This is a genomic window from Pseudomonas sp. yb_2, from assembly GCF_043103905.1.
In the GTDB taxonomy this organism is placed as follows: domain Bacteria; phylum Pseudomonadota; class Gammaproteobacteria; order Pseudomonadales; family Pseudomonadaceae; genus Aquipseudomonas; species Aquipseudomonas alloputida.
The window spans coordinates 221987-245601 of record NZ_JBICKH010000073.1; the positions used below are offsets into that span (position 1 = coordinate 221987).

General features: G+C 63.8%; 15 protein-coding genes and 1 pseudogene. All 16 read right to left on the reverse strand.

Annotated elements, in window-relative coordinates; all coding sequences use genetic code 11:
• Positions 1 to 40: 40 nt before the first annotated feature.
• Positions 41 to 2557 (reverse strand): annotated as a pseudogene (locus ACF8FB_RS19455) (excinuclease ABC subunit A).
• A 167-nt stretch (positions 2558 to 2724) separates the two neighbouring features.
• Positions 2725 to 3810, reverse strand: coding sequence for a type VI secretion system protein TssA (gene tssA / locus ACF8FB_RS19460; RefSeq protein ID WP_010953986.1), 1086 nt, complete (start codon positions 3808 to 3810; stop codon positions 2725 to 2727).
• 95 nt (positions 3811 to 3905) lie between these two features.
• On the reverse strand, positions 3906 to 4424 hold the full coding sequence (locus ACF8FB_RS19465) for a type VI secretion system tube protein Hcp (protein ID WP_012052417.1): 519 nt from the start codon (positions 4422 to 4424) through the stop codon (positions 3906 to 3908).
• A 143-nt stretch (positions 4425 to 4567) separates the two neighbouring features.
• Entirely contained in the window at positions 4568 to 7063 is a 2496-nt protein-coding gene (gene tssM / locus ACF8FB_RS19470; protein WP_221100012.1) for a type VI secretion system membrane subunit TssM, read from the reverse strand.
• The gene (tagF, locus tag ACF8FB_RS19475; RefSeq protein WP_003248338.1) at positions 7060 to 7968 is read right to left on the reverse strand and encodes a type VI secretion system-associated protein TagF; all 909 of its coding nucleotides are present in this window, start codon (positions 7966 to 7968) and stop codon (positions 7060 to 7062) included. Before tagF ends, tssM begins: the two co-directional genes overlap by 4 nt.
• Positions 7965 to 11765, reverse strand: coding sequence for a type VI secretion protein IcmF/TssM N-terminal domain-containing protein (locus tag ACF8FB_RS19480; protein WP_392511693.1), 3801 nt, complete (start codon positions 11763 to 11765; stop codon positions 7965 to 7967). Before ACF8FB_RS19480 ends, tagF begins: the two co-directional genes overlap by 4 nt.
• Positions 11766 to 11795: 30 nt before the next feature.
• Positions 11796 to 12512, reverse strand: coding sequence for a type IVB secretion system protein IcmH/DotU (icmH, locus tag ACF8FB_RS19485; RefSeq protein ID WP_010953990.1), 717 nt, complete (start codon positions 12510 to 12512; stop codon positions 11796 to 11798).
• Entirely contained in the window at positions 12509 to 13852 is a 1344-nt protein-coding gene (tssK, locus tag ACF8FB_RS19490; protein ID WP_010953991.1) for a type VI secretion system baseplate subunit TssK, read from the reverse strand. The genes icmH and tssK overlap by 4 nt, the downstream gene beginning before the upstream one ends.
• A complete protein-coding gene (gene tssJ, locus ACF8FB_RS19495) occupies positions 13849 to 14571 on the reverse strand; it encodes a type VI secretion system lipoprotein TssJ (protein WP_004576638.1) in 723 nt (240 codons plus the stop codon). The genes tssK and tssJ overlap by 4 nt, the downstream gene beginning before the upstream one ends.
• A gap of 24 nt (positions 14572 to 14595) precedes the next feature.
• A complete protein-coding gene (gene tssH, locus ACF8FB_RS19500) occupies positions 14596 to 17193 on the reverse strand; it encodes a type VI secretion system ATPase TssH (protein ID WP_392511694.1) in 2598 nt (865 codons plus the stop codon).
• Positions 17190 to 18260 carry a type VI secretion system baseplate subunit TssG gene (gene tssG / locus ACF8FB_RS19505; protein WP_003248350.1) on the reverse strand — a complete coding sequence of 357 codons (1071 nt, stop codon included), beginning with the start codon at positions 18258 to 18260 and terminating at the stop codon, positions 17190 to 17192. The genes tssH and tssG overlap by 4 nt, the downstream gene beginning before the upstream one ends.
• Positions 18224 to 20044 (reverse strand): type VI secretion system baseplate subunit TssF, encoded by a 1821-nt coding sequence (gene tssF / locus ACF8FB_RS19510; protein ID WP_010953993.1) that lies wholly within the window; start codon positions 20042 to 20044, stop codon positions 18224 to 18226. The genes tssG and tssF overlap by 37 nt, the downstream gene beginning before the upstream one ends.
• Positions 20044 to 20526, reverse strand: a complete 483-nt coding sequence (gene tssE, locus ACF8FB_RS19515; RefSeq protein ID WP_003248355.1) for a type VI secretion system baseplate subunit TssE — start codon at positions 20524 to 20526, stop codon at positions 20044 to 20046. Before tssE ends, tssF begins: the two co-directional genes overlap by 1 nt.
• Positions 20527 to 20552: 26 nt before the next feature.
• The gene (gene tssC, locus ACF8FB_RS19520; protein ID WP_003248356.1) at positions 20553 to 22055 is read right to left on the reverse strand and encodes a type VI secretion system contractile sheath large subunit; all 1503 of its coding nucleotides are present in this window, start codon (positions 22053 to 22055) and stop codon (positions 20553 to 20555) included.
• Between the two features lie 14 nt (positions 22056 to 22069).
• On the reverse strand, positions 22070 to 22609 hold the full coding sequence (tssB, locus tag ACF8FB_RS19525; protein ID WP_003248358.1) for a type VI secretion system contractile sheath small subunit: 540 nt from the start codon (positions 22607 to 22609) through the stop codon (positions 22070 to 22072).
• A 64-nt stretch (positions 22610 to 22673) separates the two neighbouring features.
• Positions 22674 to 23423: a hypothetical protein gene (locus tag ACF8FB_RS19530; RefSeq protein WP_028697263.1), complete on the reverse strand. Its 750-nt coding sequence runs from the start codon at positions 23421 to 23423 to the stop codon at positions 22674 to 22676.
• Positions 23424 to 23615 lie beyond the last annotated feature (192 nt).

The following is a 23615-nucleotide window of genomic DNA, read 5'->3' on the forward strand; positions in this document are numbered from 1 at the left end:
ATTCTAATCGGCGGCCCAGGAAACTGGCAATGCGCAGGGGTTACAAGGCCTTTGCCAAAAACGTCGCCGTGCGGCTGTCGGTACATGCCGCCACCACCTGCGGCGTGCCACTGACCACCACCTTGCCCCCGGCATCACCAGCCCCCGGCCCGATATCGATCACCCAGTCGCTCTGCGCCACCACTCGCATGTCGTGTTCGACCACCACCACGCTATGCCCGCTTTCTACCAGGCGGTTCAGTTGTACCAGCAGCCGGTCGATGTCCTGCGGGTGCAATCCGTTGGTGGGCTCATCCAGCACATACAGGGTCGCCCCGCGGGCCATGCGCTGCAGTTCGGTCGCCAGCTTGATCCGCTGCGCTTCACCACCGGACAGCTCGGTGGCCGGTTGGCCCAGACGCAAGTAGCCCAGGCCGATATCCTGCAGCACCTGCAGGCAACGGCGGGCAGGCGGTTGCTCGGCAAAAACCTGCAGGGCCTGGTCGACGGTCAACTGCAGCACTTGCGCGATGTTCATGCCTTGCCAGCTCACCGCCAGGGTTTCGGGGTTGTAGCGGGCACCCTGGCAGGTCGGGCAGGGCGCGTACACGCTGGGCATGAACAGCAGCTCGACGCTGACGAAACCCTCTCCCTCGCAGTTGGCGCACCGGCCCTTGGCAACGTTGAAGGAAAAGCGCCCGGCGTCGAAGCCCTGTGCCTTGGCCTGCTCGGTAGCCGCGAAGCATTTGCGCACGTGGTCGAACAGGCCTGTGTAGGTGGCCAGGTTGGAGCGCGGCGTGCGGCCGATCGGCTTCTGGTCAACCTGCACCAGCCGCTTGATGCTGCCAAGCCCGGCGCTTACGTGGCCGCTGCTGGTCTGTTCAGGTTCGTCTTCCAGGCTCTGCGCTTCGGGCTCGCTACGTTGCTCGGCATGGCCCAGGTGTGCCCCCACCAGTTCCAGCAGGGCCTGGCTGACCAGGCTGGATTTGCCCGAGCCGGAAATACCGGTAACGGCGGTAAAGCAGCCCAACGGAAATGCGGCGCTCAGGTTATCGAGGTTATTGCGCGTGATGCCTTCAAGCTTCAGCCAGTCGCGGGCCTGGCGGGGGGCGCGTGTGGCCTGTACCGGGGCATCGAACAGGTAGGTGCGGGTGCATGACTGTTGCACCTCGGCCAGGCCGGCGGGCGGCCCGCTGTAGAGGATGGTGCCGCCGTGTTCGCCGGCAGCGGGCCCTACATCCACCAGCCAGTCGGCGCGGCGCATGGTGTCCAGGTCATGCTCCACCACGTACACCGAGTTGCCAGCCTATTTCAGGCGCTGCAGGGCTTCGAACAGCGCTTCACTGTCGGCCGGGTGCAAGCCGGCCGACGGCTCGTCGAGTACGTAAACCACCCCAAACAGCTGCGAATTCAGCTGGGTGGCCAGGCGCAGGCGTTGCAGTTCACCAGAAGACAAGGTCGGGGTGCTGCGCTCCAGGGCCAGGTAGCCGAGGCCGAGGTCAAGCAGCGTATCAATGCGTTCGAGCAGTTCTTTGGCGATGCGTTGGGCCGCCAGGCGTTTTTCCAGTGTCAGCTCGTCCTGCTGCTGGGTCAGGTAGTCGGCTGCCGCCACCTTGCGGAACACCTCAGCCAGCGCCTGCAACGACAGGTGCGACAGTTCGGCGATGTCCAGCCCGGCGAAGGTCACGGCCAGCGCTTCGCGCTTCAGGCGTTTGCCCTGGCACAGCGGGCAGGTGCTGGGGTGCATGTACTGGGCCACACGCTTGCGCATCTGCGCGCTCTGCGAGTGCATGAAGGTATGCAGCACGTAACGCCGGGCACCCATGAACGTGCCTTGATAGCTGGGCTCGAGTTTGCGCTTGAGCGCTTCGCGGGTCTGCGCCGGAGTCAGGCCGGCGTACACGGGGGCGGTGGGCGTCTCTTCGGTGAACAGGATCCAGTCGCGCTGCGCCTGAGGCAGGTCGCGCCAAGGGATATCGACGTCATAGCCCAGCGTGACCAGGATGTCGCGCAGGTTCTGCCCTTGCCAGGCCATTGGCCACGCCGCCACCGCACGCTCACGGATGGTCAGCGACGGGTCGGGGACCATGGTCGCTTCGGTCACCTCGTAGACACGGCCCAGGCCATGGCACTGCGGGCAAGCGCCCTGGGGCGTGTTCGGAGAAAAGTCTTCGGCGTACAGCATCGCTTGCCCGGGCGGGTAATGGCCAGCGCGGGAATAGAGCATGCGGATCGAACTGGACAAGGTGGTCACGCTACCCACCGAGGAACGTGCACTCGGCGTGCCGCGTTGCTGCTGCAGGGCCACCGCCGGCGGCAGGCCATCGATGGCATCGACATCCGGCACGCCAACCTGGTCGATCAGGCGCCGGGCATAGGGCGCGACCGATTCGAAATAACGCCGCTGGGCTTCGGCATACAGCGTGGAGAACGCCAACGAGGACTTGCCCGAGCCGGACACGCCGGTGAACACCACCAAGGCGTCGCGGGGGATATCGACATCGATGTTCTTCAGGTTGTGCTCGCGGGCGCCACGGACGCGGATGAAACCGCTTGGGGTGGTCGGGCTTGGAGGCATGAAGCAGTCCTTGTCTGAAGCTGAGCAGTGCGCTCAAGTTAACAGCAATTGCAGCGCCCTTGCGTGGGCAGCAGTCAAGGAATCTACCTGATAGAGCCGGTGGGGTGGCAGGGCGCCGGCTGTCTTCGCCTTACCTGACGTTCGTCTCAAGGCTTTTATTGCAGCCCCTAGCGGGTGCCCAGCACATCGCGGATGTTGTCCACCACATTGTTGTCCTTGATCACGTCACTCAACCAGCCTTCCAACGGCATGTTGCCCCACTTGATCGCACGTTCGATCAGGTAGGGTACCGGGCTTTGCGGTTCGCTCTGTTTGAAGTACTGGGCGATGCCCGCAAGCATGGTGAATGCCTCGTCGCGGGTCAGCGGGGTGGTGCGCAGGGCTGCTGGCGCGGTCGTCGGGGGCGTGGCATTCATCGGCTCACCTGCTTCGTGGAGGTTGGCAGCCATGGCCTGTGGCTGTGCTTCTTCCGGGATGGCGGGGTGTAGCTCTACGCCGCGGTCCTTGAGCAGTTTTTCCGCCAGCTGGCTGGCACGCGAAAGCATGTCGGCAAGGCTGGCAAAGCTGGGCGCCTCGTGGCCGAACAGGCGGTCGGCGCTGGCCTGCAGGCGTTTGCATGCATTCAGGCTGGTAGCGATCTGCTGCGCCTTGGCGCGCAGGTAATCGGTGTCGGTAAGCGCTACCGAGCGCTGGAAGATCTCGGCGTTGATCTTGCCTTCGTTCAGTGCTGTCTGCATCGCCTTGGGGTTTTGCAAGGCGAGGTTCTCTACATGGCGTGATTCGTCATAGCGCAACACGCCAAAATTCTGCCCCTGGATAATGGGCAAGCCACCGGCAATGTCGGTGAGCGTGGTCTTCAGCCAGGACAGTCGCGCCGCGCGCTCGTCCAGGCCGTCTTCGAGGGTGGGGTACAGTGTTTCCCAGAACGCAACCAGGAGCTGTTCGGTCAGCTCGAGGCCAAAGGTGATGCCTTCGAAGTGTTCACGCTGGGCCAGCCCCTCGCAGAGCCAGGCCACCAGCATCAGGTCTTTGCTTTGCTGCGCAAGCCCTTGAGCCGACAGGTTGATCACCTGCTCCCAGTCGGCAGTCTTCAAGTCGGTTTGCCAGTCGCCCTGGGTCAGGTAGTCAGGGTCCGCCCGGCGTGCCTCCTTGATCTGATCGAACAAGGCAGAGAAGCTCAAGTCTTCGCCACTGCCACCCTCGATAGGGGCGACCAGTGTGGCCAGCGAGAGGTCATTGAGAATTTCAGGCATAGAACACTCTGGACATGGCTAGTGAACAGCGCGCCGGAAAACCCGGCGCGCTGCGGAACACAGGCCGCCGAAGCGGCCCATGGTTCGGTACGTGCTTAGGCAAACACTTTGTTCGCGGTGCGGTCCCAGCCACCTACGATGTTGCCGCCGGCCTGGCCGTCGGTGCGGTTCTGCTGGGTGTAGGTGGTCTTGATGCGGGCGAAGTTGAAGCTGATTTCTTCAACCGGCAGGTCGCTGACCGCCTTGTCTTCACCATTCTGGTTGCCACCGGCGACAAACTTGACCGAAGAGACCACCACTTCTTCCATGTCGATGGTCAGGTAGGTGACCTTGTCACCACCGGCGCGGTTCACGTTCAGCTTCAGTTTGGCGATGTGCTTGCCGGTGCAGCAGTGTTCGAACAGTTTGGCCGATGCCTTGTCGACTGCCTTGCGGATCTTGAAGTCGCTCAGGGCAACGCGCTCGGAGGACGCACCGCCCGAGGAGCTGGCGGTTGCCGACGTAGCCTGGGTGGCGCCGTACTCGTAGCCCAGCACTTCGATCCAGTCCTTGTGTTTTTCATCCAGTACTTCGCCTGGGATGCCGTCGATTTGGATATACGCGTCAAATGCCATTGTGAAACTCTCCATTAACAACATGTAAAGGGTTGCTCATGCGCCCCTTGGTTTTGACCTCGCCGGGCGCGCCGGCAGAGGTAGCTTGCCGCCGCCCGGGCCTCATCCTGTGAGGCCCCGGCGACCGGTTTTTGCGGCGCGGCTCAGTTAAGCCCACGCACTTCGATTTCCACCCGGCGGTTGGGCTCCAGGCACTTGATCAACTGCGTTCGCGGTTGTTGCATGTCGCAGTTGACCAATGGCTTGCGGCTGCCTTCACCCTGCGCGACCACCAGTTCGGCAGGGACGCCCTTGCCAACCAGATAGGTGCGGATGGTTTGCGCCCGTTGTTTCGAAACCTGCAGGTTGCCCTGGCTGTCACCCAGTTGGTCGGCGTGCCCCGAGATGATGATCTTGCCGATATTCGGGGTGTTCAGCAGCTTGCTGGCAATGGCGCTCAGCTGATGCTGGCCTTCGTTTTTCAGGCTCTGGAAATCGGCGCGGCCGAAGGCGAACAGGGTGTCGGATTCCAGCGTGATGGTCTCGATCGCACGCAGTGATTGGGCCCGCAGGCTGTCGATGTAGTTGCGCGAACTGGACATCAGGAAGGCGTTGTCGAGGATGCGCGGTACATCTGGCTCACGGATCTGGTCGCTGTAGAACGTGATCTGGCGGCTGGCGTACAGGTAGTCCTGGTTGCCACCGGCCTCGCTGCCAGCGGCGGCCATGCTTTTGCCGGTATGGCGGGCGATGGCCGGGTACCAGTAGTCCGGCAGGTGCGCCTTGAGAAACGCCGGGTCGGCATGCTCGCGCTGGCCCGGAGAAAGCATCACGTAAGTGTCCAGCGCCGCCTTTCCGAAATTGGCGATCGACTGGGCGCGGTTGTCATGGGGCAGCGCCTCGGCCTCTACGCTGTCAATGCCGCTCACTGGCTGCAGCTCACGGGTGTTGCGCTGGTAGACCTTGAGCGTGGTCAGCAGGTACAGGGTACGGGTCAGATTATCGGCCGTGGGCTTTAGCATCACATTCTGCAACGTGGCGAAGTAGCGGTCGCGCAGCAGCGGCTCGACCTCATGGCCCTGGTACAGGCCCAGGCGCATGCCGAGGGGCACGCCCTTAGCGTGGTGTTGCTCATGGTAGTGAGCAGCCCAGAAGCGCAAGCGGTCGAGGCTTCGCCAGGCGGTGTACTGGCCGCTGGCCGCCTGGTCGTCGGCCTTGGCCTGGGCCAGTTCATCGGCAATGCTGGCCAGGGTGGCGCGGTTGTTCAGGTACGACCAGCCCCACAGGCTGCACAGCACCAGTGCCGCCAGGCCGGCAGCGCCCACCCACCCGGCCTTGCGCCGGCGTTCACGGTGGTTGCTGGTGTACAGCGCCACCAAATGCTGGTCGGGAATGATCACTTTGCGGAACAGGCTGTTGATGAACAGCGGCGCCGGCTGGCTGCCGGCAGTGCCCGTTCCTTCTGCGTGTTCGAGCGCGAAGCGTTCGGCCACATGCTGGCCGTGGCAGCCCCACTGAGCCTCGTCGGCCTGCAGCGCCGCGGTGAAATAGAAACCGCGCAGCATTTCGGCATTCTGGTAAGGGTTGGCACGCAGCAGGCTGTCGACGAACTGATGCAGGCGCGGCTTGAGCGCGGCCAGCTCCAGCGGGAAGCGGTAGGCAGCGTCGTTCCGCCGGGTGACTTGTATGTCCTGCTGCACCAGCTGCTGGCTCGCCATCTGCCCCCAGTAACGCGTCAGCTCGTCCATCGCATTGCTGAAGCGTTGGCCCCAGTCGGCTTGCTCGTACCCCTTGTGAGAGAAGGTTTTACCCATCACTTCACCACGCGCGGCGTCGTCCAGCTGGCGATAGAACGCAGTGAAACCAGGGATCAGGTCGCACTTGGTGAAAACCAGGTAGATTGGCAGGCGCACTTCAAGCAGCGCGCAGCTTTCCTGAATGCGTTCGCGCAGGCGCTTGGCCACGCGCTCCTGGTCTTCGACCGAGCCATGCAGAATATCGGCGATGCTGACGCTGACGATCAAGCCGTTAAGGGGACGGCGCTGGCGGTGCTGGCGCAGCAGTTGCAAAAAGCCGCGCCACTTGCCGGCTTCCTCGGGGCTGTTCATGTAACGCCCGGCAGTGTCCAGCAGTACCGCTTCAGAGCTGAAGAACCAGTCGCAGTTGCGCGTGCCGCCCAGGCCCGCGACCCGCACGCCTTCGCGCTCGGCATAGGGGAAGTTCAGGCCCGACTGCAGTATCATCGTGCTCTTGCCGGCGGCAGGCTGGCCAATGACCAGGTACCAGGGCAGGGCATACAGGGCATCCTTGTTCGAAGTACCGCGCGGCTTGTTGCTGTGCAGGCGCTCGATGCCCTGCAGCAGGCGCTCGCGCAACAGGCTGACTTCTTCCCGGTCGGCCGGGGCTGCACTGAGTACGGCCTGGTCGGCGTCGTCGCGCAGCAGGCCTTCAAGGTTGTGGTGCTGACCCACGCCGCGGTACAGCAGCAGTACATAGCCCGCCGACAGCAGCAGAAACACGCCGATCCCGGCCAGCAGGCTGTGCAGCGAGGCGAAGCCGAAGGCTCGGCCGATGGCCCAGACCAGGAAGATCGCCAGGAAGAATGCCACGCCCAGCAGGTAGGGTTGGTAGCGCAGGCAGTAGTACTTGAGCTTGTTCATACAGGTGTCGCATCCAGTGCATCGACGAACTGGTCGATGACATGTTCAAGGGGGCGGTCGTAATCGTGCAGCCGTGGCACCGTTGTCAGCGGGCTGAGCAACTCCAGGTGCTGGCGCGGGTCGGCACAGCCACTGAGCAGGCGGTAGGCACAGCTGGCGTGGCGCGCCGGGAAGCAGTACAGCTGCGGGTGCATGAAATCGTCGGCCAACAGGCTCACTGCCGGCAGCGCTCGGTGTTCGCTCATGCGGGCCAGCCAGGTCAGCCACAGGTCGGCAGTGGGGTTTTTAAGGCCGCGTTCGGCCGGCAACGGCAATTCGATGCCGCCTGCAAAGTCGCCCAGCAGCGAGGCACGGCCGAGCTGCAGGTGGGCGAGGGCAGTGGCACTGTCGAAACCTGGCCAGGACCCATGAAGGGCACGGGCCACATCCGTGAAGCTGAAATCATGCAGGAACTTGGCGTGCACCCGGCGGAACAGGTCCAGGTCCTGGCCCTGCAGCGGGCGCAAGGCCTTGATCCGTTCGAACAGGCGGGCGCAGTCGGCGCCTTGCACGGCCTGGTGCAGCATCGGCTTGATCTGCGCGCTGAACAGCTCGCCAAGCGTGAACGGGTTGACCAGCCCAGTACTGTCATCGCCCTTGAGCAGCTGGAAGATGAAGAACGGGTAGCGCCGCTGGCTGGCATCGCGCGAGCTGAGCAGGCCACCCAGTAGCCAGTTGCCGTTGCGTGCGCGGTAGGTGAAAAAACACATCGGCAGCGCGTCGAACAACGCCTGCCAGTCATCGCGGTAGCGCATGGCTGCCAGCGATGACTGCAACCAGGCGTCGAACTCGCAGACTTCTTCCGCCGCCCCATGCAGGCTGACGAAATCTGCGCTCGACGGCAGCTTGCCGAAGCAACCAATCATTGCGCGCCCCTGCTGTTGAGGGCGCTCAGGGCCTTGACGTCACCCAGATCGGTCAGCTTGACCCCGCCGAAGTTGCGCACGACAAGGCTTACGCGGCCGCTGGCGGTGTTCCAGCTGAAGCGTTGCTGAATGCCGTCCAGGTCGTCGACCCGAGCGCTCTCGTTCATGCGCAGCAGGCCCCACCGCCCTGGGAAGTCGAACACGGTGACCCGTGTGCCGCTCAGGGTGACGACGTCCAGGCGCGCGCCCGGCGCGGTGCTGGTGCCCGGCCAGGCGAAGCGGTTCCAGCTGCTGCGGCCGTTGCGGTAGTGCTGCTCCTGGCCATCGAGGGTGAAGACGATGTCGGTGAAGTTGGCTGAAGGCTCCAGCATGATTTCGAAGCCGTTGTCACGGTCTGACAGGCTGGCGATCACCTGGCCCACGGAGCTGGCCTTGTCGATGCTGTTGAGCATGCCAGGGTTGACCAGCGCCGGCCCCTTGCCATCGCCTACACCCAGACCTTCACCACCGGCCAAGTTGCCGATTTCGTTGCGTTTGAAGGCCGGCAGCAGGCCGCTGTCGGGATCTACGAAGCGTTGCAGGTCTTTCACCGAAGCCTCGTTGCGGCTGCTGCCGGCAATCGGGTAACGGTGTGCCATGACCTGCTCCCAGGGCTTGGCGATCTGCTGCGCCCAGGCCTTGGCGATCTGCTCGCCGGCCGGGTCGCGCAGGGTCGCCCAGGCATACTGGATGGGCAGGCTGAACAGCCCCTGCAGCGAGCGCGACAGGCCATCCTGGCTGGTGTCGACGCTGCTTTCCACGTAGTTGCGCACGGTGGTGATCTCGCTCGGCTGGCCTTCCAGGGTCTCGCTGATCAACTGTTTGCTGCTCTTGCCCACATCCTGCGAGCGCTGGATGTTGTTCATGCGCACCTTGAGTTTGCGCAAGGCGGCCAGGTAGCGGTCCATGATGGTGCTGTCGGCGCCTTCGGCGTTGTTTTCGGCGAACACCCGCGCCACCGGCTCGAAGCGCTTGGCCAGGCTGCCGTCGTCCACCGCCGGCAGGGCCGGGGCGACGTTGGCAGGCAGGGTGTCGTTGGCGTCGAACAGACCGGTGACCTTGCTCCAGAAACCGTCATCGCGGCTGGTGCCTGGGGCCGGGATGGCCTGCTTGACCGGCAGGTCCCACTGGGTATTGTCGTTGACCGCCTGCAGCAGGTTCTTCACTGGCGAGTTCTGCACGTCGCTCAACAGCCCCAGCTCCCGGGTCGCCGAGGCCAGGTCGGCGAAGTGGCGTACGCCAACGCTGCTGACCATCTTGTACCAGGCCTGGGTGTAGTCGCGCTTGTAGCGGGTCATGAACTCGCGCACGAAGTTGGCCTTCTGCACGAGGGCATCGCCGCCTTCGCCGTCCAGCACCCAGTCCGACTCGTTGCGCAGGTTGCCCGACACCAGCTTGATCAGCTCGGGCTTGACGAAGGTGTCCCAGCCCTGGCGGGTGTAGATCGCCGGCACACCAGCGGTTCCGTACAGCAGCGCGCGGCCTGGTTGCGGGACCAGGTCGTTGAGGCTCAGCGCCGGGAACTGCCGGCTCGACTCGAGCTGCAGGCGCAGGTATTCGCGATCGACCAGCGAGCTGGAGATCATGAACGACTTGAGGTTCTGCCGGGTTTCGTTGATCAGCTGTTCGTTGCGCGGCAACGACGGCGCCTGGCCCTGCTCCAGCAACTGCACGTACAGCGGGGCATTTTCTGCGATCACGCCAGCGTCGGCCGGGGTGCCTTCGCCTGCGGCGCTGGCCCAGGCCTGGGGCAGGCTGGCAGCGACGAAGGCCGGGTCTGGATGGGCCTGGGGCTCGGTCAGCAACAGGTACAGCTTGAGGGTGTTGTAGGCCTCGATGATCGAGGCCACCTGCTGCTCGTCCAGGCGCCCGAGCATTTCTTCGGACAGTGACAGCCCACCGGTGGCGGCGGACAGCTCGGCGCCATCGCTGGCAGTGGCCAGGTTGACCTTGGCGGCATAGGCGCCAGCGCGGGTGTTGCCCAGCGCGGCCTTGGCCCTGGCCGCAATGGCAGGGGCCAGCGGCTTGCCATTGCGCTTCTTCGGCTGCGGGGCCGGGGTGAATTCCAGCTCCTGGTTGATACCGTTGGCGAAGGTATTGAACGCCCGCATCTGCACTTGCAGGCTGCGTGCGATCGGTTCCAGCGCCTGGCTGCGCAGCTGCGCCAGGTAGGCGCTGCGGGTCACCTGGTGAATCGCCTCGCCCTGGTACAGGCCGCCACCCAACTGCAAGGGCACTCCCTGCAGGCGATGGGCCTCGACGTTGGCCATCTGCTCACGCAGCACTTCCAGGCCCTTGCCTGCGGCCAACTGCTGCTCGCGGTCTGCTGCCTGTTCGATGTGCGCCAGCTGCCCGCGCAGGCTGTCCAGCCACTGGCGGTTATTGGCGAACGACAGCGCTTGCCAACCGATGAACAGCAACCCGGTGGCGGCGGCCAGGCCCAGTAGCAGCGGGCTGAACGCAGCCTGGCGGCCCAGGCGCGACTGGTAAAGGATCAGGTCGCGGTCGGGGAAGATCACCTGGCGGAAAGTGTCGGTGATGAAGTAGCTGCGGTTGCCCAGGGCCTTGCCGACGTGCCCGGCCTGTTCATCGTAGGCGGCCTGCAGGGCGAATTCGTCGGCGATGACGTCTTCATAGACCTGCCCCAGTTGCTGCCCGTTCTGCAGTGCACTGGTGAAGTACAGGCCACGTAGCAGCGGGGCACCGCCGCGATGGCCGCGGGTAAAGTGTTCGAGGAATTGCTCGAGCACACCGCTGAGGGCGGCGAAGTACTGCGGGAAATTCAGCAGGGTGCTGTCGGCTTCGGCACCGAGGGCGATCATCTGCGCGTCGACGTGCTGGCGAATATGAGCTTGCAGCTTCCTCAGGCGCGTCTGCAGCACGGCGTGCAGGCCGTTGGTGCGGATTTCCGAAAGGCCAAAGGTCATGCCCAGCGGCTGCTGGCGTTCGTGCAGGTCGAGGCCGTCGAAAGCCTGGCTGAAGCCCGGCAACTGGTCGGTCTTGCTCAGCATCAGGTAAACCGGCGGGTTGGCATCGAGGCATTCGGCGTATTCTTCCACCCGGGCCACCAGCTGGGCAGCCAGGGCATTGCGCTCATCGCTGTTGGCCGCCAGCAGTTCGGGCAGGCTGACCACCAGGACCAGGCCATTGATCGCCGCTTTGCCGCGCTGCTTACGCAGCATGCGCAGAAAGGCCGAGAACTCGCTGGCCGATTGGTCGTCGCGCAGGTAGCGCCCGGCGGTGTCGATCATCACGGCGTCGGGGCTGAAGTACCAGTCGCAGTGCTGGGTGCCGCTTTCACTGTCGTTGGCCGTAGCGATGCTGGCCGACAGGCCGGAATGGGTCAACAGCGAGGTCTTGCCGGCCGCCGACATGCCGACCACCAGGTACCAGGGCAGGTCGGACAGGGCCGCCTTGCCGCCGCCACCGGCGGAGCGGTCGGTGCGCAGCATGGTGATGGCGTGCTTCAGGCGCTCACGCAGCACCTGCTGGTCACGGAACTCGCCAGTGGCATTCCACGAGCGGTCGACCTCGATCTGCAGCAGGTTCTCCAGGTTGTGTTCGGCGCGAATACGCTGGTATTGGCGCAGCACGATTACCAGCAGGAAGCAGGCACTGATGATTGCCAGCGCTTCAGGCACGTGATGACGCAGCCACGGCACCAGCGGCGCGGCCAGCCAGCAAATCAACAGGCTAGCCAGCCACAGCAATGGCAGCAGCAACCAGAAACTTTTCAACAGACGCAGTAATGTTTTCATGTCTTCCTGACTCGGCTACCTGGTATGTGCTCAGGCACTGAACAGCTGGCGGATTTGTTCGGACAGGGCGGCGACGTCCTTGCCAAGCAACCAGTCCAGCGTCAGGTACACGGCGACGCAGACCAACGCGATAAGCGCCAGATACACCCACAGCGGTACTTCATGGCGCAGCATCTGCGACACCTGGTCGGGCAGTGCCCAGTCCGGTGACAGGGCTTTGGGCGCCTTGCGGTAGCGGGCGATATCCTGGCCCAGTGTATTGGCCAGGTAACGCAGCTGGTCCTTTTGGCCGAGGCTGAACTTGCCCTCGAAGCCCAGTGCCAGGCACAGGTGGTAAACCTCGAGCACGTCGATGTTCTGCTTGACGTCGGCGCGCAGCGCATCGACCTTCTCGAAGAAGCCTTCGCCGGCCAGGTGCACGCCGAAATAGCGGAACTGCAACGGCTGCAGCTCAAAGTGCCGACGCAGCGCATTGTCGTCCGAGCGCAGGACGCTTTCGTCGAGGAAGGCGCACAACGCGTATTGGGTGTCCTTGACCTGCTCGACGCTGTAGTTGGCGGCACGGGCATCACGTTCCAGGTTGGCGAAGAAGCGTTCGACGCTACCTTCGAAGGCCTGCACCGAGGTGACCTGGCGGCCGCGACGTACGATCAACGCCATGCTGATGAAGTCCTGGACCAGGTCCTTGAGCGTCGGTTTGTCGCTGGCGGCCGGGACGGCGCCCTGTTGCAGTACGGCTTCGGTCATTTGAGCACCGCCATCAGTTCAAGCTTGAGGTTGGTAAAGGCGCTGGGCGCATAGAAGCAGATGGCCTGGGCGCTGATCATTCGCTCATACACAGTGCCGTGTGGCTCGATGGCGAAGTACTGGTTGTCCAGGCGCACCGGAATCGCGTTCGGCAGCCGCGCGGCATGATTGAGGGTGACACCCGGCATGGCGCTGTTGACCACCACTTCAATGTCTTCCGGCGAACCGACCTTGAAGGCACGGGGCACCAGCTCCAGCAGGCTGGCGCCGGGCATGTCGGCGTGCACGGCGATATAGAAGTCGGCTTCGGCCAGGCGCGGGTCGTGCAGTTGGCCTTGCCAGTGCGATGGCTTGGTCTGGGTCAGGTTGATGACAATGCACTGGTTGGGCACGACGTTGTCGAGCATCACCCGGATCATTTCGTCGAGCTTGACCAGCGACGCGGCCGGGTCGTGGTGGTCGTACTCGGGGATGTCGCTGAGCTGGGTGTCCAGGGTGAAGGTCAGCAGGCCGCCGGCAAGGTCGGCCAGGAACAGGTACAGGCGCTCTGGGTGCAGGCGCGGGTGGGCCAGTAGATGAGCCAGCTGCGGGTGGGCACGGTTGACCGTGTTCAGCAGCCAGAACAGGGTTACATCGCTGGAGCCGAACTCGGCGATCTGGTCGGCGCGCTCGCGGCGCCGGCCGGAAAGCGCCTTGCTCTTGGCCTGCAGGGCGCCGAGCAGGCGTTTGCCGATGCCGGCAATGGTCTCGTGGCTGCCCAGGTGCAAGGTGGGGTGGACGAAATGCGGGTCAAGGTTGAAACCGCCCATGCTGTTGCGTGTCAGCTTGGCCAGAGGGCAGTGGCTGTAACCGTCGAGGCTGTCACCGTCGACCAGCAGTACGACGTTCAGGCGCAAGCTGGTGATTTCGTTCTCCAGCTCGCCTTCATTAAGGTCGGGCAGGGTGTCGAACTGCTTGCGGAAACGCCGTGCGGCCTTGTGTTCGTGGCCATCCTCGACGTAGTTGAGGCCGAATGGCTCGGGCAGCTTGAGCGCAGCATAGACCTTCAGGTCGTTGGCCTTGAGCAGGTCCTTGAGGTCGCGCGCGGCCGGCAGCGGATCGTGCTGCGGCGCGTCGTAGAGGCTGCCATCGGGGAACACCAGCTTCAGGCGCTTGAGCTGCAGTGAACCATTGGCCAGGGCGTCCTCGTCCACCTGCAACGCCTGAACCCCCCAATGGAAAGGGGTGCTGCGCAGGGTCGCCTCAGCCAACTGGTGCTGATGGAATTCGTCCTGATACTGGAAGTGCTGGGGCAGCAGGAACATGCCTTCCGACCACATCACCCGGCTCTGCTTGCTCATTTGACGCTATCCACTAAAGAGTTGAAGGTTGAATCCATGGCGTTGCTGGCCGACTGGCTGGCGGCGTCGGTGGCTTTGTCGATGGCCGCGTCCTGCACCTTGTCGGTGAGGGTCGCGTCGGCATCCTTGGCCTTCTGCGCAGCGGCAAGCTGGTCGGCGGTCGGCGGTTTGTTCAGTACGTCCACGCCCCGCATGGCGCTGATTTCGGTGTTGTCCACCAGCACCCGCAGGCCGTCGGAGGAGAACCAGATACCGTCCTTGCGCAGCGAGTTGGCGTCGAAGGCGACTTTCCAGCGCGCGTCCTGCTCATCGCGGAAGAACGCCGCCACGCCGACGTAGCGCGCGTTCTTGGCCAGCGGCCACTGGTCGATCTGGCCAATGCCGGGCAGCAGGGTGATCTCGCGGGTTTCCACCAGGGTGTTGCCCAAGGCTTTTTGCGGGGCGTCCCACAGGGTCTCGGCATCGGTAGCCGCGAAGCGCTCGAGGTCGGTCAGCTGATACACGCGCATCACCACCGACAGCGGCTTGCCCTCGGCGTCGGGGTTGAGCTGGTTGCCGCCGTCGGAGGTCAGGATGACCTTTTCGCTGTCGGCCAGCATGTCGGCCGCCCAGCTGTCTTCCATGCGCTTGCCGATACGGTCGGTGACCCCGCAGCCGGCCAGCGCTACCAGCAAGGCGGCTGCGGTCAGGCGTTTGAGGACGATGTGCTTGTGTTGCATGACGGCAAAACCTCCGGGTACTGGTCAGGCCAGGCGATAGGCGAAATCGCCATCGCTGCCCAGCTCGATCGCAAGGTGCTGGATCGGCGCGTCCTGGGCCATGCGCTCGAGCACGCGCTGGGCGAGTTCGGGCATCAGGGTCTGGGACAGGATGTTGTCGATGTTGCGTGCGCCGCTGTCGACCTCGGTGCAGCGCGCGGCGATGGCCTTGACCAGCGCCTGGTCATAGCTGAGCTCGGCCTGGTGGTTGCGGGCGAAGCGCTTGGCGATGCGTTCGAGCTTGAGGGCGACGATGCGCTCGAGGATCTGGTCCTGCACCGGGTAGAACGGCACGATGCTCAGGCGACCGAGGAAGGCCGGCTTGAACACATGGTTGAGCTGGTCGCGCAGGTCCTCGACGATCGCCTCGGGCGTCGGCAGCTCGGTGGCGTTCAGGCAGGTCTGCATGATGCGCTCGGTGCCGGTGTTGGAGGTGAGGATGATCACCGTGTTGCGGAAATTGATTTCGCGGCCCTCGCCATCGTCCAGCACGCCCTTGTCGAACACCTGGAAGAACAGTTCGAGCACGTCGGGGTGGGCTTTTTCCACCTCGTCGAGCAGCACCACACTGTACGGCTTGCGGCGCACCGCTTCGGTCAGCACGCCGCCTTCGCCGTAGCCGACGTAGCCGGGTGGCGAGCCCTTGAGGCTCGACACGGTGTGGGCCTCCTGGTACTCGGACATGTTGATGGTGATCAGGTTGCGCTCGCCGCCGTACAAGGTGTCAGCCAGGGCCAGGGCGGTTTCGGTCTTGCCGACGCCGCTGGGGCCGAGCAGCAGGAACACGCCAATCGGTTTGTTCGGGTCTTCCATGCGCGCTCGGGAAATCTTGATGCGCTTGCCGATTTCATGCAGGGCGTGGTCCTGGCCCAGCACGCGCTCACCAAGCAGGGCCGGCAGGCGCTGCACGGTATCGATTTCGTCACGCAGCATCTTGCCCAGCGGGATGCCGGTCCAGCCACTGATGACCTGGGCGATGGCGCCGCTGTCGACCAGCGCGTGGACCAGTGGCTGGTCGCCTTGCACGCGCGCCAGCTCGGCACGCAGGGTATTGAGCTGCTGGGCGTCGGCATCGTTGGCGGCGTCCAGCGCCTTGAGCTGTTCGACCAGTTCCAGCTCCTGCTGCCACTGGGCATTGAGCTGCTGTTCCTGCTGCTGCTCGGCCTGCAGGGCAGCCTGCAGCGATTCCAGGCGGCGGGCATGGTCGTGCCCCTTGCCGGCTTCGTGGCCGAGCACGTCGATTTCTGCCTGCAGGTTGTCGATCTGCCGGCGGCAGTCTTCCAGTGCGCTGGGCAGCGAAGATTGCGCCAGAGCAATGCGCGCGCAGGCCGTGTCGAGCACGCTGACCGCCTTGTCGGGCAGCTGGCGGCCGGTGATGTAGCGGTTGGACAGGCGTACCGCCTGAAACAGCGCTTCGTCCATAACCGCCACCTTGTGGTGCTCGCGCATCTTGCCGAGCAGGCCGCGCAGCATGTGAATGGCCTTGTCTTCGTCGGGCTCTTCCACTTTGACCACCTGGAAGCGGCGGGCGAGGGCGGCGTCCTTCTCGAAGTACTTCTTGTATTCGGCCCAGGTAGTGGCAGCGATGGTGCGCAACTCGCCACGGGCCAGGGCCGGCTTGAGCAGGTTGGCGGCATCGTTCTGCCCAGCCTGGCCGCCGGAGCCGATCAGGGTGTGGGCTTCGTCGATGAACAGGATGATCGGGTGCAGGCTGCGCTTGACCTCTTCGATCACAGCCTTGAGGCGGTTCTCGAACTCGCCCTTGACCCCGGCGCCGGCCTGTAACAGGCCCAGGTCGAGGGTGTGCAGGGCAACGTCCTTGAGCACCGCCGGCACGTCACCCTGGGCGATGCGCAGCGCCAGGCCTTCGACCACGGCGGTTTTGCCGACCCCGGCTTCGCCCGTGAGGATCGGGTTGTTCTGCCGGCGGCGGGTGAGGATGTCGACCATCTGCCGTACTTCGAACTCACGGCCCAGCACCGGGTCGATGCGGCCTTCGCGGGCGCTTTGGGTAAGGTTGACCGTGTACTGGTCCAGCGCCGGGGTCTTGCCGCTGGCCTTGCTCGACGTGCTCACTGGCGCCGCTGGGCTGGCCAGCGGGCTGGCCTGCCTGGACTCGGCGCTACCCTCCACCAGCGCGGCAAGGTTCAGGCGCAGGTCATCGGCGTTGATTTTTTCCAGCTCCGGTGCCGAGGCGATCACCACGCGACGCAGTTCAGCATCGTCAAGCAGAGCCTGCAGCAGGTGAGCGCTGCGCACCTGGCCTACGCCGTATTCGATCGAGGCCAGCAACCAGGCTTGCTCGATCATGCGGGTAATGTGCGGCGACAGCGCCGGGGTGCGGGTATTACCTTTCTTGAAGGTGCCCAGGGCGGTGACCAGCTGCGCTTGCAGGCGTTCGGCGACGACCTGGTAGTGGCGCAGGATCGGCGCCAGGTCGCTGTCGTTGTTGTCGAGCAACTGCAGCAGCAGGTGCTCCACTTCCACCTCGTAATGGTGCTCCGACAGGCACAGGGCCGCCGCGCTTTCGGTGGCCGTGCGGCTGGTTTCGTTGAGCTTGGCGAACAGAGACTTCAGGTTCACAAGGCGACCCCATCGTAAGGAATGTGGAAGACGGCGCAACGCGAAGGCTCCGCGTCACGACCAGGGCGTTTGAGCCAACCCAGCCAGCCCAGGGCGACATTGCCGCTGCGGCCCAGTTGGGCGCGTGGTACCGCCTCGCGCTTGAGGCGCGGGGCAATTTCGAAATCCAGTTCGGCACCTATATAGAAGCGCACCAACTCGACCAGCTTGCGGTAGCAGGCGGTGCCCGGCTGGAAGCGCTGGTAGTCGGCCAGGCTGAGCGGGCCCAGCTCGATGCGGATGCACGACTGGTAGTCCCAGACCCGGTTGCCGGCGACGGCGCTGTGGCCGAGCTGGGCATTGCGGCGGCCGAGCTGGGTGCATTGTTCGGGCTGCAGGTGCAGCCAGCGCCCGGCGAACGGCTGTACCTTGATCGGCAGCGAGAAGTAGAAGCCGAGCATGCGTTCAAGGTTCAGCGCATTGCGCGGCTTCTGGCTGAGCAGGCCGGCAAAATAGCTGAACAGCTCACGACGCAATGCTGACGGTTGCTCTTCGAACTTCAGCTTCTGGGCGCGCGGCCCGAGGCCAACCAGGTTGAGCAGGTAGCCATCGAAGCCCGAGGTGCCATTGCGCTCGTGCTCGATGTGGAATTTGTATTTTTGCCAGGCCTCGTAGAACAACGTGGTCATGCGGTGCGAGAAGATGTCGAGAAACGCATGGGCGGCATCGTCGCGATACTGCACGTGGCGCTCGAGCAGCAGCTCGGTGTACGGGCGTGGCAGCACGCCCGACGGCCCGACCAGGCCCATGAAGGTGACCTGCACTTCCGACAGCGGCAAGCCGGCCGGCGACACCTTGCCTTCGCGCTCGAAGTGCAGGTCGCTGACCTCGCTGGCCGGGAACGCCAGCGACAGCTGGGTACGAAAACGCAGCGGGTCTTCGTGCGGCCGGGTTGCCAGGTCCATGCGCCCGGTGCGGCTGTAGTGCAGGCGGAGCAGGCGCACCAATTGAAAGAATTCGAATCGGTGCGGCTCGGCTCGGGCCTGATCGATCAGACCAGGGGCTGATCGCCGGTGCGTGCTGGCCATTGTACGACTCTCTTTTCTCGTTGTTGGGTGCGCAGGGTCAGTTGGGTGAAACTGTTCATCGAGCAGTACTGGCCGAAGAAGTGGTCCAGCACCCTGCCGAACAGAAACACGCCGCTGCCGATGAACTGGCTTTCGTCCAGGGTCAGGGTGATGCCGACGCCGCGCACGAAATTTGGCCGCGGGTGGCCAATGCGCGCGACCACCGGTTCGCTGCTGATCGCCTTGATGCCGTTGATCTGTTTGCGAATGGCGGAGACATTGCGGTAGTTGTACAGCGACAACAGCTCCAGCAGCACTTCCCGGCCCTGGCTGACCAGGGACAGATGGTTCAGCGACAGGTGGGCGATCAACCGCCAGATCAGGCCCTTGCCCAAGGGCACACGCACCGTGGCGGTGGGCTTGCGCAGGCAGCGGATATCCTTGATCACCGAGTTGGCGGGAATGGTGAAATCGCCCCGTTCGCCACCGAACGGCAGCATCAGCGGCACGTCGCGGTTGCTGCAGGTAAGGCCGATACTGAGGGTGTCGCTGCTGGCGTCGATCAGTTCCAGATCGCGGTCGACCACGCGGATGCTCATGGCAGTGGCGTCACCCTGGTTTCGCCGGCGCGCAACCCAGAAGCTGCTGTGTGGGTCTTGCTCGCCCCGGGGTTCGAAAAACGGCTGGCAGGTGGCGACCTGGTCGATACCGCCGAGTTTGCGCACCCGCCGTACCCGGTCGATCGATACCACTTCTGCAGCGTTGTGCAGCCGTGTGTCAGGGGTGACCTGGTATTCGTGCTGGGTGTGGGTCAGCTTGATTGGCTCGGCCTGCTGGCGGAACAGGTTGATGATCGGCGTGCAGTTGAGCTTGAAGTTGTTGCGCCCGATGTTCTGGGTCAGCCGCGCCAGGCGCTCGCTGAGGTCGTAGTCGGAGAAATAGAAGTTGACCTCTACCTGCTCGATGGCCTTGCCCTGCAGGATGCGGGCAAATCCACTGAGGTCGAAGAACATGAACTTGTCAGGGAAGGTGAAATACTCGTGCAGCAGGCGGTAGCCCAGGAATGAGCGTTCGGAGTAATCCACCAGGCCTTCGTCACGGGCATAGCCCACGGTTTTCAGGGCATCGGCCGGCAGCGCCACCTCGCGGCTGCGACCCTGGTCGTCGAAGCTCAGCGTGGCCTTGGCGAGGTTGTTGAACAGCAGTTCGTACAGCTGCAGCATCAGGGTCGCTTCGCCGTCGAGGAAGAACCGCAGGCGGTTCATGTCCATCTGCCCGAACAGGGCATCGCCAGTGGCTGCCAGGCGGATGCGCAGACGAGCGACCAGGTCGGCGCTGTGCCCGTTGAAGGCCGAGCGTTCCATTTCTGTGAACGAGGCCTGCTGCACGGCAATCGGCCACAGCTCTACCGGGTAGCAGGTGCGGAACTTGCACACCACGCCTTCCACGGGATTGGCATGCATCTCGGTATGGCGCGCCACGCGGTAGGCTTCGGTGACTTTTTCGTGCCTGCCCAGGCTCAGTTCGACAATCGACATCGACGGAGTAGGGCGCAGGTAGTGGGGGTACAGCACCTCGAGGAAGGATTCGACGATTTCCGGAAACTCGTCATCGAGCTTCTTGTGCACCCGCGCAGACAGGAACGAGAACGCCTCGATCAGGCGCTCGGTGTGCGGGTCTTCGCAGTTGTCGCCCTCGATCAGCAACCGCGAAGCGATCTTCGGGTACTGCGCAGCAAACTCTTGGCCGAGAAAGCGCAGGTGCGACAGTTCCTTTTCGTAGTAGGGCAGCAGTTCGTCGAGCATCAGTTGAGGTTCTGCACTTTGTATTCCTGGGTGTTGACCTGCAGCACGGCGTCGAATGACACCTGGCGGCTGATGTCCTGCAGACGCAACACGGCGTCCACGCGGAAGGTCAACATGCGGTGGCCGTTCTGCTGGGCCAACAGCTGAACACGGACCCGGCGAAAGCGCCGGTCTCCGGTGCTGATCGCCCGCTCCAGCTGTTGCTGGATCAGGCGACGATCGTGCGGGTCGAGCACGCTGCGGCTGATGAAGTCCGGCATGCCGTATTCAAGGATGGAACCACCGAGCTGGCTGAAACCGTCGAGCTCTTCGGCGACCAGGGACTGGCGGGTGTTCACCAGGACTTCGAGGTCGCGGACGATGCTGGCCTTGTACTCGGCCAGCGAGCAGGTGCGCTGCGCTGCGGGCTCGGCCGACTGGTAGGGACGGTCGTCCAGCAGTCGGTCGAGCAGCGAGGGCAGCAGGCGGGCCTGGTTACTCATGTGTCATCCCTGTACACAACGGCCTTTCAGCCGCGCGCGCCCTGTGGCAGCTCGGCAACCAGCCGCAGCGAGGCGGTCAGCTCATCCAGCTGGTAGTGCGGGCGCAAGTAGGTCACGGCCTTGTACACGCCTGGCTTGCCGGGCACTTCGAACACCTCGGCGCGGGCTTCGCGCAGCGGGAACTTGGCCTTGGCCTCCTGGCTGGCGGTATCGTCGAGCAGCACGTAGCTGGCCAGCCACTGGTTGAGGAAGCGCTCGACATCCATGCGCGAGGCGAAGCTGCCGATCTTGTCGCGCATGATCGCCTTCATGTAGTGGGCGATGCGCGAAGTGGCGAAGATGTATTGCAGCTGGGCCGACAGGCGTGCGTTGGCGTTGGCGATGTCGGTGTTGTACTGCTTCTGTTTCTGCGCCGACTGGGTGCCGAAGAACGCGGCATAGTCGGTGCCCTTGCAGTGCACCAGGGGGATGAAGCCCAGGTCCGACAGCTCTTTTTCGCGGCGATCGGTGATGGCGATTTCGGTCGGGCACTTGAGGGCGATTTCGCCGTCGTCGGTCTTGAAGGTATGGGTCGGCAGGCCTTCGACCAGGCCGCCACCTTCCACGCCGCGGATGGCCACGCACCAGCCGTAGCGGGCGAAGGCATCGGTGACCCGGGTGCCGAGGGCGTAGGCGGCGTTCATCCACAGGTACTTGTTGTGGTCGCGGCCATCGACGCTTTCGACGAAGTTGAATTCTTCCACCGGGGTGGTATCCGGTCCATACGGCAGGCGACCGAGCACGTGGGGCAGGGTGAGGCCGACGTAACGCGAGTCTTCCGAGGCGCGGAACGACTTCCACTTGGCGTATTCCACGGTGTCGAAGATCTTCGCCAGGTCACGCGGGCCGGACATCTCGGTGAACGAGTCCCAGCCGAACAGCTCGGACGAAGCGGCCGAGATGAACGGCGCGTGCGCCGCCGCCGCGACGTGCGAGATCTCTTCGAGCAGGTACATGTCTTCAGGGTTGCGGTTGAACTCGTAGTCACCGATCAACATGCCGAAAGGCGCGCCACCGAAGGTGCCGTACTCTTCTTCGTAGACCTTCTTGAACAGTGCGCTCTGGTCAAATTCGCTGGCGGCCTTCAGGTCGCGTACCAGGTCTTTCTTCGAGGCATTGAGCAGGTGGATCTTCAGCGTGGTGCTGGTCTCGGTCTGGTCTACCTGGTATTTCAGGCCGCGCCAGGAGGCTTCCAACTGCTGAAACTCGCGGGCGTGCATGATCTCGTTCATCTGCTCGGAGAGCATCGCGTCGATCTCGGCGATGCGCGAATCGAGCACGGCGATCAGGTCCTTGCTCGGGGTCATCTCACCCTCGAGCACCTGGTTCACCAGTTCGCCAATCAGGTCGCGGGTGCGGTTGCGCTCGGTGTCGGAGCGGGCCACGCGGCTTTGCGAAATGATGCTGTCGAGCAGCGAGGGCTGTGGTGCGAAGTTTTCCACTTCGACCAGGTCGCCGGCCTGTTGCGGTGCGGTTTGCTTGTCGGTCATGTTCGGGCTCCTGCTCAGGCGCGATCGTCGCTGGACGGGTCTTTCACTTCGGCTTCACGGCCGAATTCCTTGCCCAAGGTCTTGAGCTTTTCGGTGTTCTGCAGCACATCCATAAGCAGCTCTTCGAGCTTGTCGTTGCCGCCCATCTTGTTGCGCAGGTCGGCCAGCTTGTTGCGCACCTCCAGCAGCTTGCGCAGCGGCTCGACCTGCTTGACCACGTTCTGTGGCTCGAAGTCTTCGAGGCTGTTGAAGTTCAGCTCCACGCCCAGCTGGGTACCGTTCTTGGCCAGGGTGTTGTCGACGCGGTAGGTCAGGCGTGGCTTGATGCCCTTGAGCACACCGTTGAAGTTGTCGCGATCGATGTACACGAACTTGCGGTCCTTGAGCTTGGGCAGCGGCTCCAGCGGGTTGCCGGAGAAGTCACCCAGTACGCCGACGACGAAGGGCAGCTCCTTTTTCTCGATGGCATCGCCGATGTCCACGTCGTAGGTGATATGGACCCGAGGCGCGCGAACGCGGTCGAGTTTGTGCTGAGTGCTTTCCTTCTTCGCCATCGTGTTCTCCAGTGCGAGCAATTCGCTGCGAATCATTGCGCGGCCCGGTGCCGGGCGCTGCGCGTTACAGTCCTTCGATCGTCAGCAGCAGGCGCTGACGGATTTCGTCGTTCATTTCCAGGATGTTGTCGCGGCCTACCAGTTCTTCGAAGCTGGTGTTGCCGGCAATCTGCGTGCTGCTGCGGATGACCGAGTCGTCGGGAAGTTCCGAGCGCACCGGCGAGCTGATGACGCAGAACGGCAGGTCGCCAAAGCCCTTCAGGCGCTCGAAGCTCAGGCCGTAGCGCAAGCCCTCGAACAGCCGCCCAAGGCCAGGCGACTTGCTCAGGCAGTAGAACAGCACCAGGTAGTGCACCACGAAGCGGTACAGCTCGGCGCTGCTGCGGTTGGGGTCTTTGATGACATTGCGAAACCGCGCCAGGTCGAAGGCGTGGAAGCCCACCACCCAGCGGGTCGGGCTGGTGATGCGGATGACCTGGCCGCTGTGTTCCAGGGTCTTGTCGTATTCCAGCGGGAACAGTTCGGGGGTGGTGCTGATCAGGTTCAGCGGTACTTCCAGCTCGGTGACCAGCTGGAACGGCGCGGCCGAGCCGATACGTTCGTAGAGTTCGACCAGGGCCTGGAAGTGGCCCTGGGTTTCGCGCCCGCTGCTGCGCTGTGCGCCTTGCAGGTATTCGCCAAACAGGGTTTGCGGACGGATCAGCGGTGCCACGGTGGCAAGGTAATCCGCCGCCTGCGCCTTCAGCGCATCGGAGATCGCCCGCGTCTGGCTACGCAGCTTGATCAGTGCTTCGACATCGAATGTCTGTGTCATTGGTGCATCGTCCATGTGCCTGCTTGATCGTCCTGAAACGCCGTTGGCGTGGACTTGAAAAATCGCCTTTCGGCTGCAGCGAATTTGAGTGCTGGCATATGAATATTGTGTTGCCAGCAATGCCGAGTAGGGCACCTCGCTGCGGAAGAAGTTCCGGCGAGGGGGGGTGATTTTTTCCCCGTTTTGTGACGC

Bases quoted from the DNA above. Each gene is read 5' to 3' on its own strand.
- tssC (WP_003248356.1), bottom strand. From the start codon at position 22,055: ATGACCGACAAGCAAACCGCACCGCAACAGGCCGGCGACCTGGTCGAA.
- tssA (WP_010953986.1), bottom strand. From the start codon at position 3,810: ATGCCTGAAATTCTCAATGACCTCTCGCTGGCCACACTGGTCGCCCCT.
- tssK (WP_010953991.1), bottom strand. From the start codon at position 13,852: ATGAGCAAGCAGAGCCGGGTGATGTGGTCGGAAGGCATGTTCCTGCTG.
- tssJ (WP_004576638.1), bottom strand. From the start codon at position 14,571: ATGCAACACAAGCACATCGTCCTCAAACGCCTGACCGCAGCCGCCTTG.
- tssG (WP_003248350.1), bottom strand. From the start codon at position 18,260: ATGGCCAGCACGCACCGGCGATCAGCCCCTGGTCTGATCGATCAGGCC.
- ACF8FB_RS19480 (WP_392511693.1), bottom strand. From the start codon at position 11,765: ATGAAAACATTACTGCGTCTGTTGAAAAGTTTCTGGTTGCTGCTGCCA.
- tssB (WP_003248358.1), bottom strand. From the start codon at position 22,609: ATGGCGAAGAAGGAAAGCACTCAGCACAAACTCGACCGCGTTCGCGCG.
- ACF8FB_RS19465 (WP_012052417.1), bottom strand. From the start codon at position 4,424: ATGGCATTTGACGCGTATATCCAAATCGACGGCATCCCAGGCGAAGTA.
- ACF8FB_RS19530 (WP_028697263.1), bottom strand. From the start codon at position 23,423: ATGACACAGACATTCGATGTCGAAGCACTGATCAAGCTGCGTAGCCAG.
- tssE (WP_003248355.1), bottom strand. From the start codon at position 20,526: ATGAGTAACCAGGCCCGCCTGCTGCCCTCGCTGCTCGACCGACTGCTG.
- icmH (WP_010953990.1), bottom strand. From the start codon at position 12,512: ATGACCGAAGCCGTACTGCAACAGGGCGCCGTCCCGGCCGCCAGCGAC.
- tagF (WP_003248338.1), bottom strand. From the start codon at position 7,968: ATGATTGGTTGCTTCGGCAAGCTGCCGTCGAGCGCAGATTTCGTCAGC.
- tssF (WP_010953993.1), bottom strand. From the start codon at position 20,044: ATGCTCGACGAACTGCTGCCCTACTACGAAAAGGAACTGTCGCACCTG.
- tssM (WP_221100012.1), bottom strand. From the start codon at position 7,063: ATGAACAAGCTCAAGTACTACTGCCTGCGCTACCAACCCTACCTGCTG.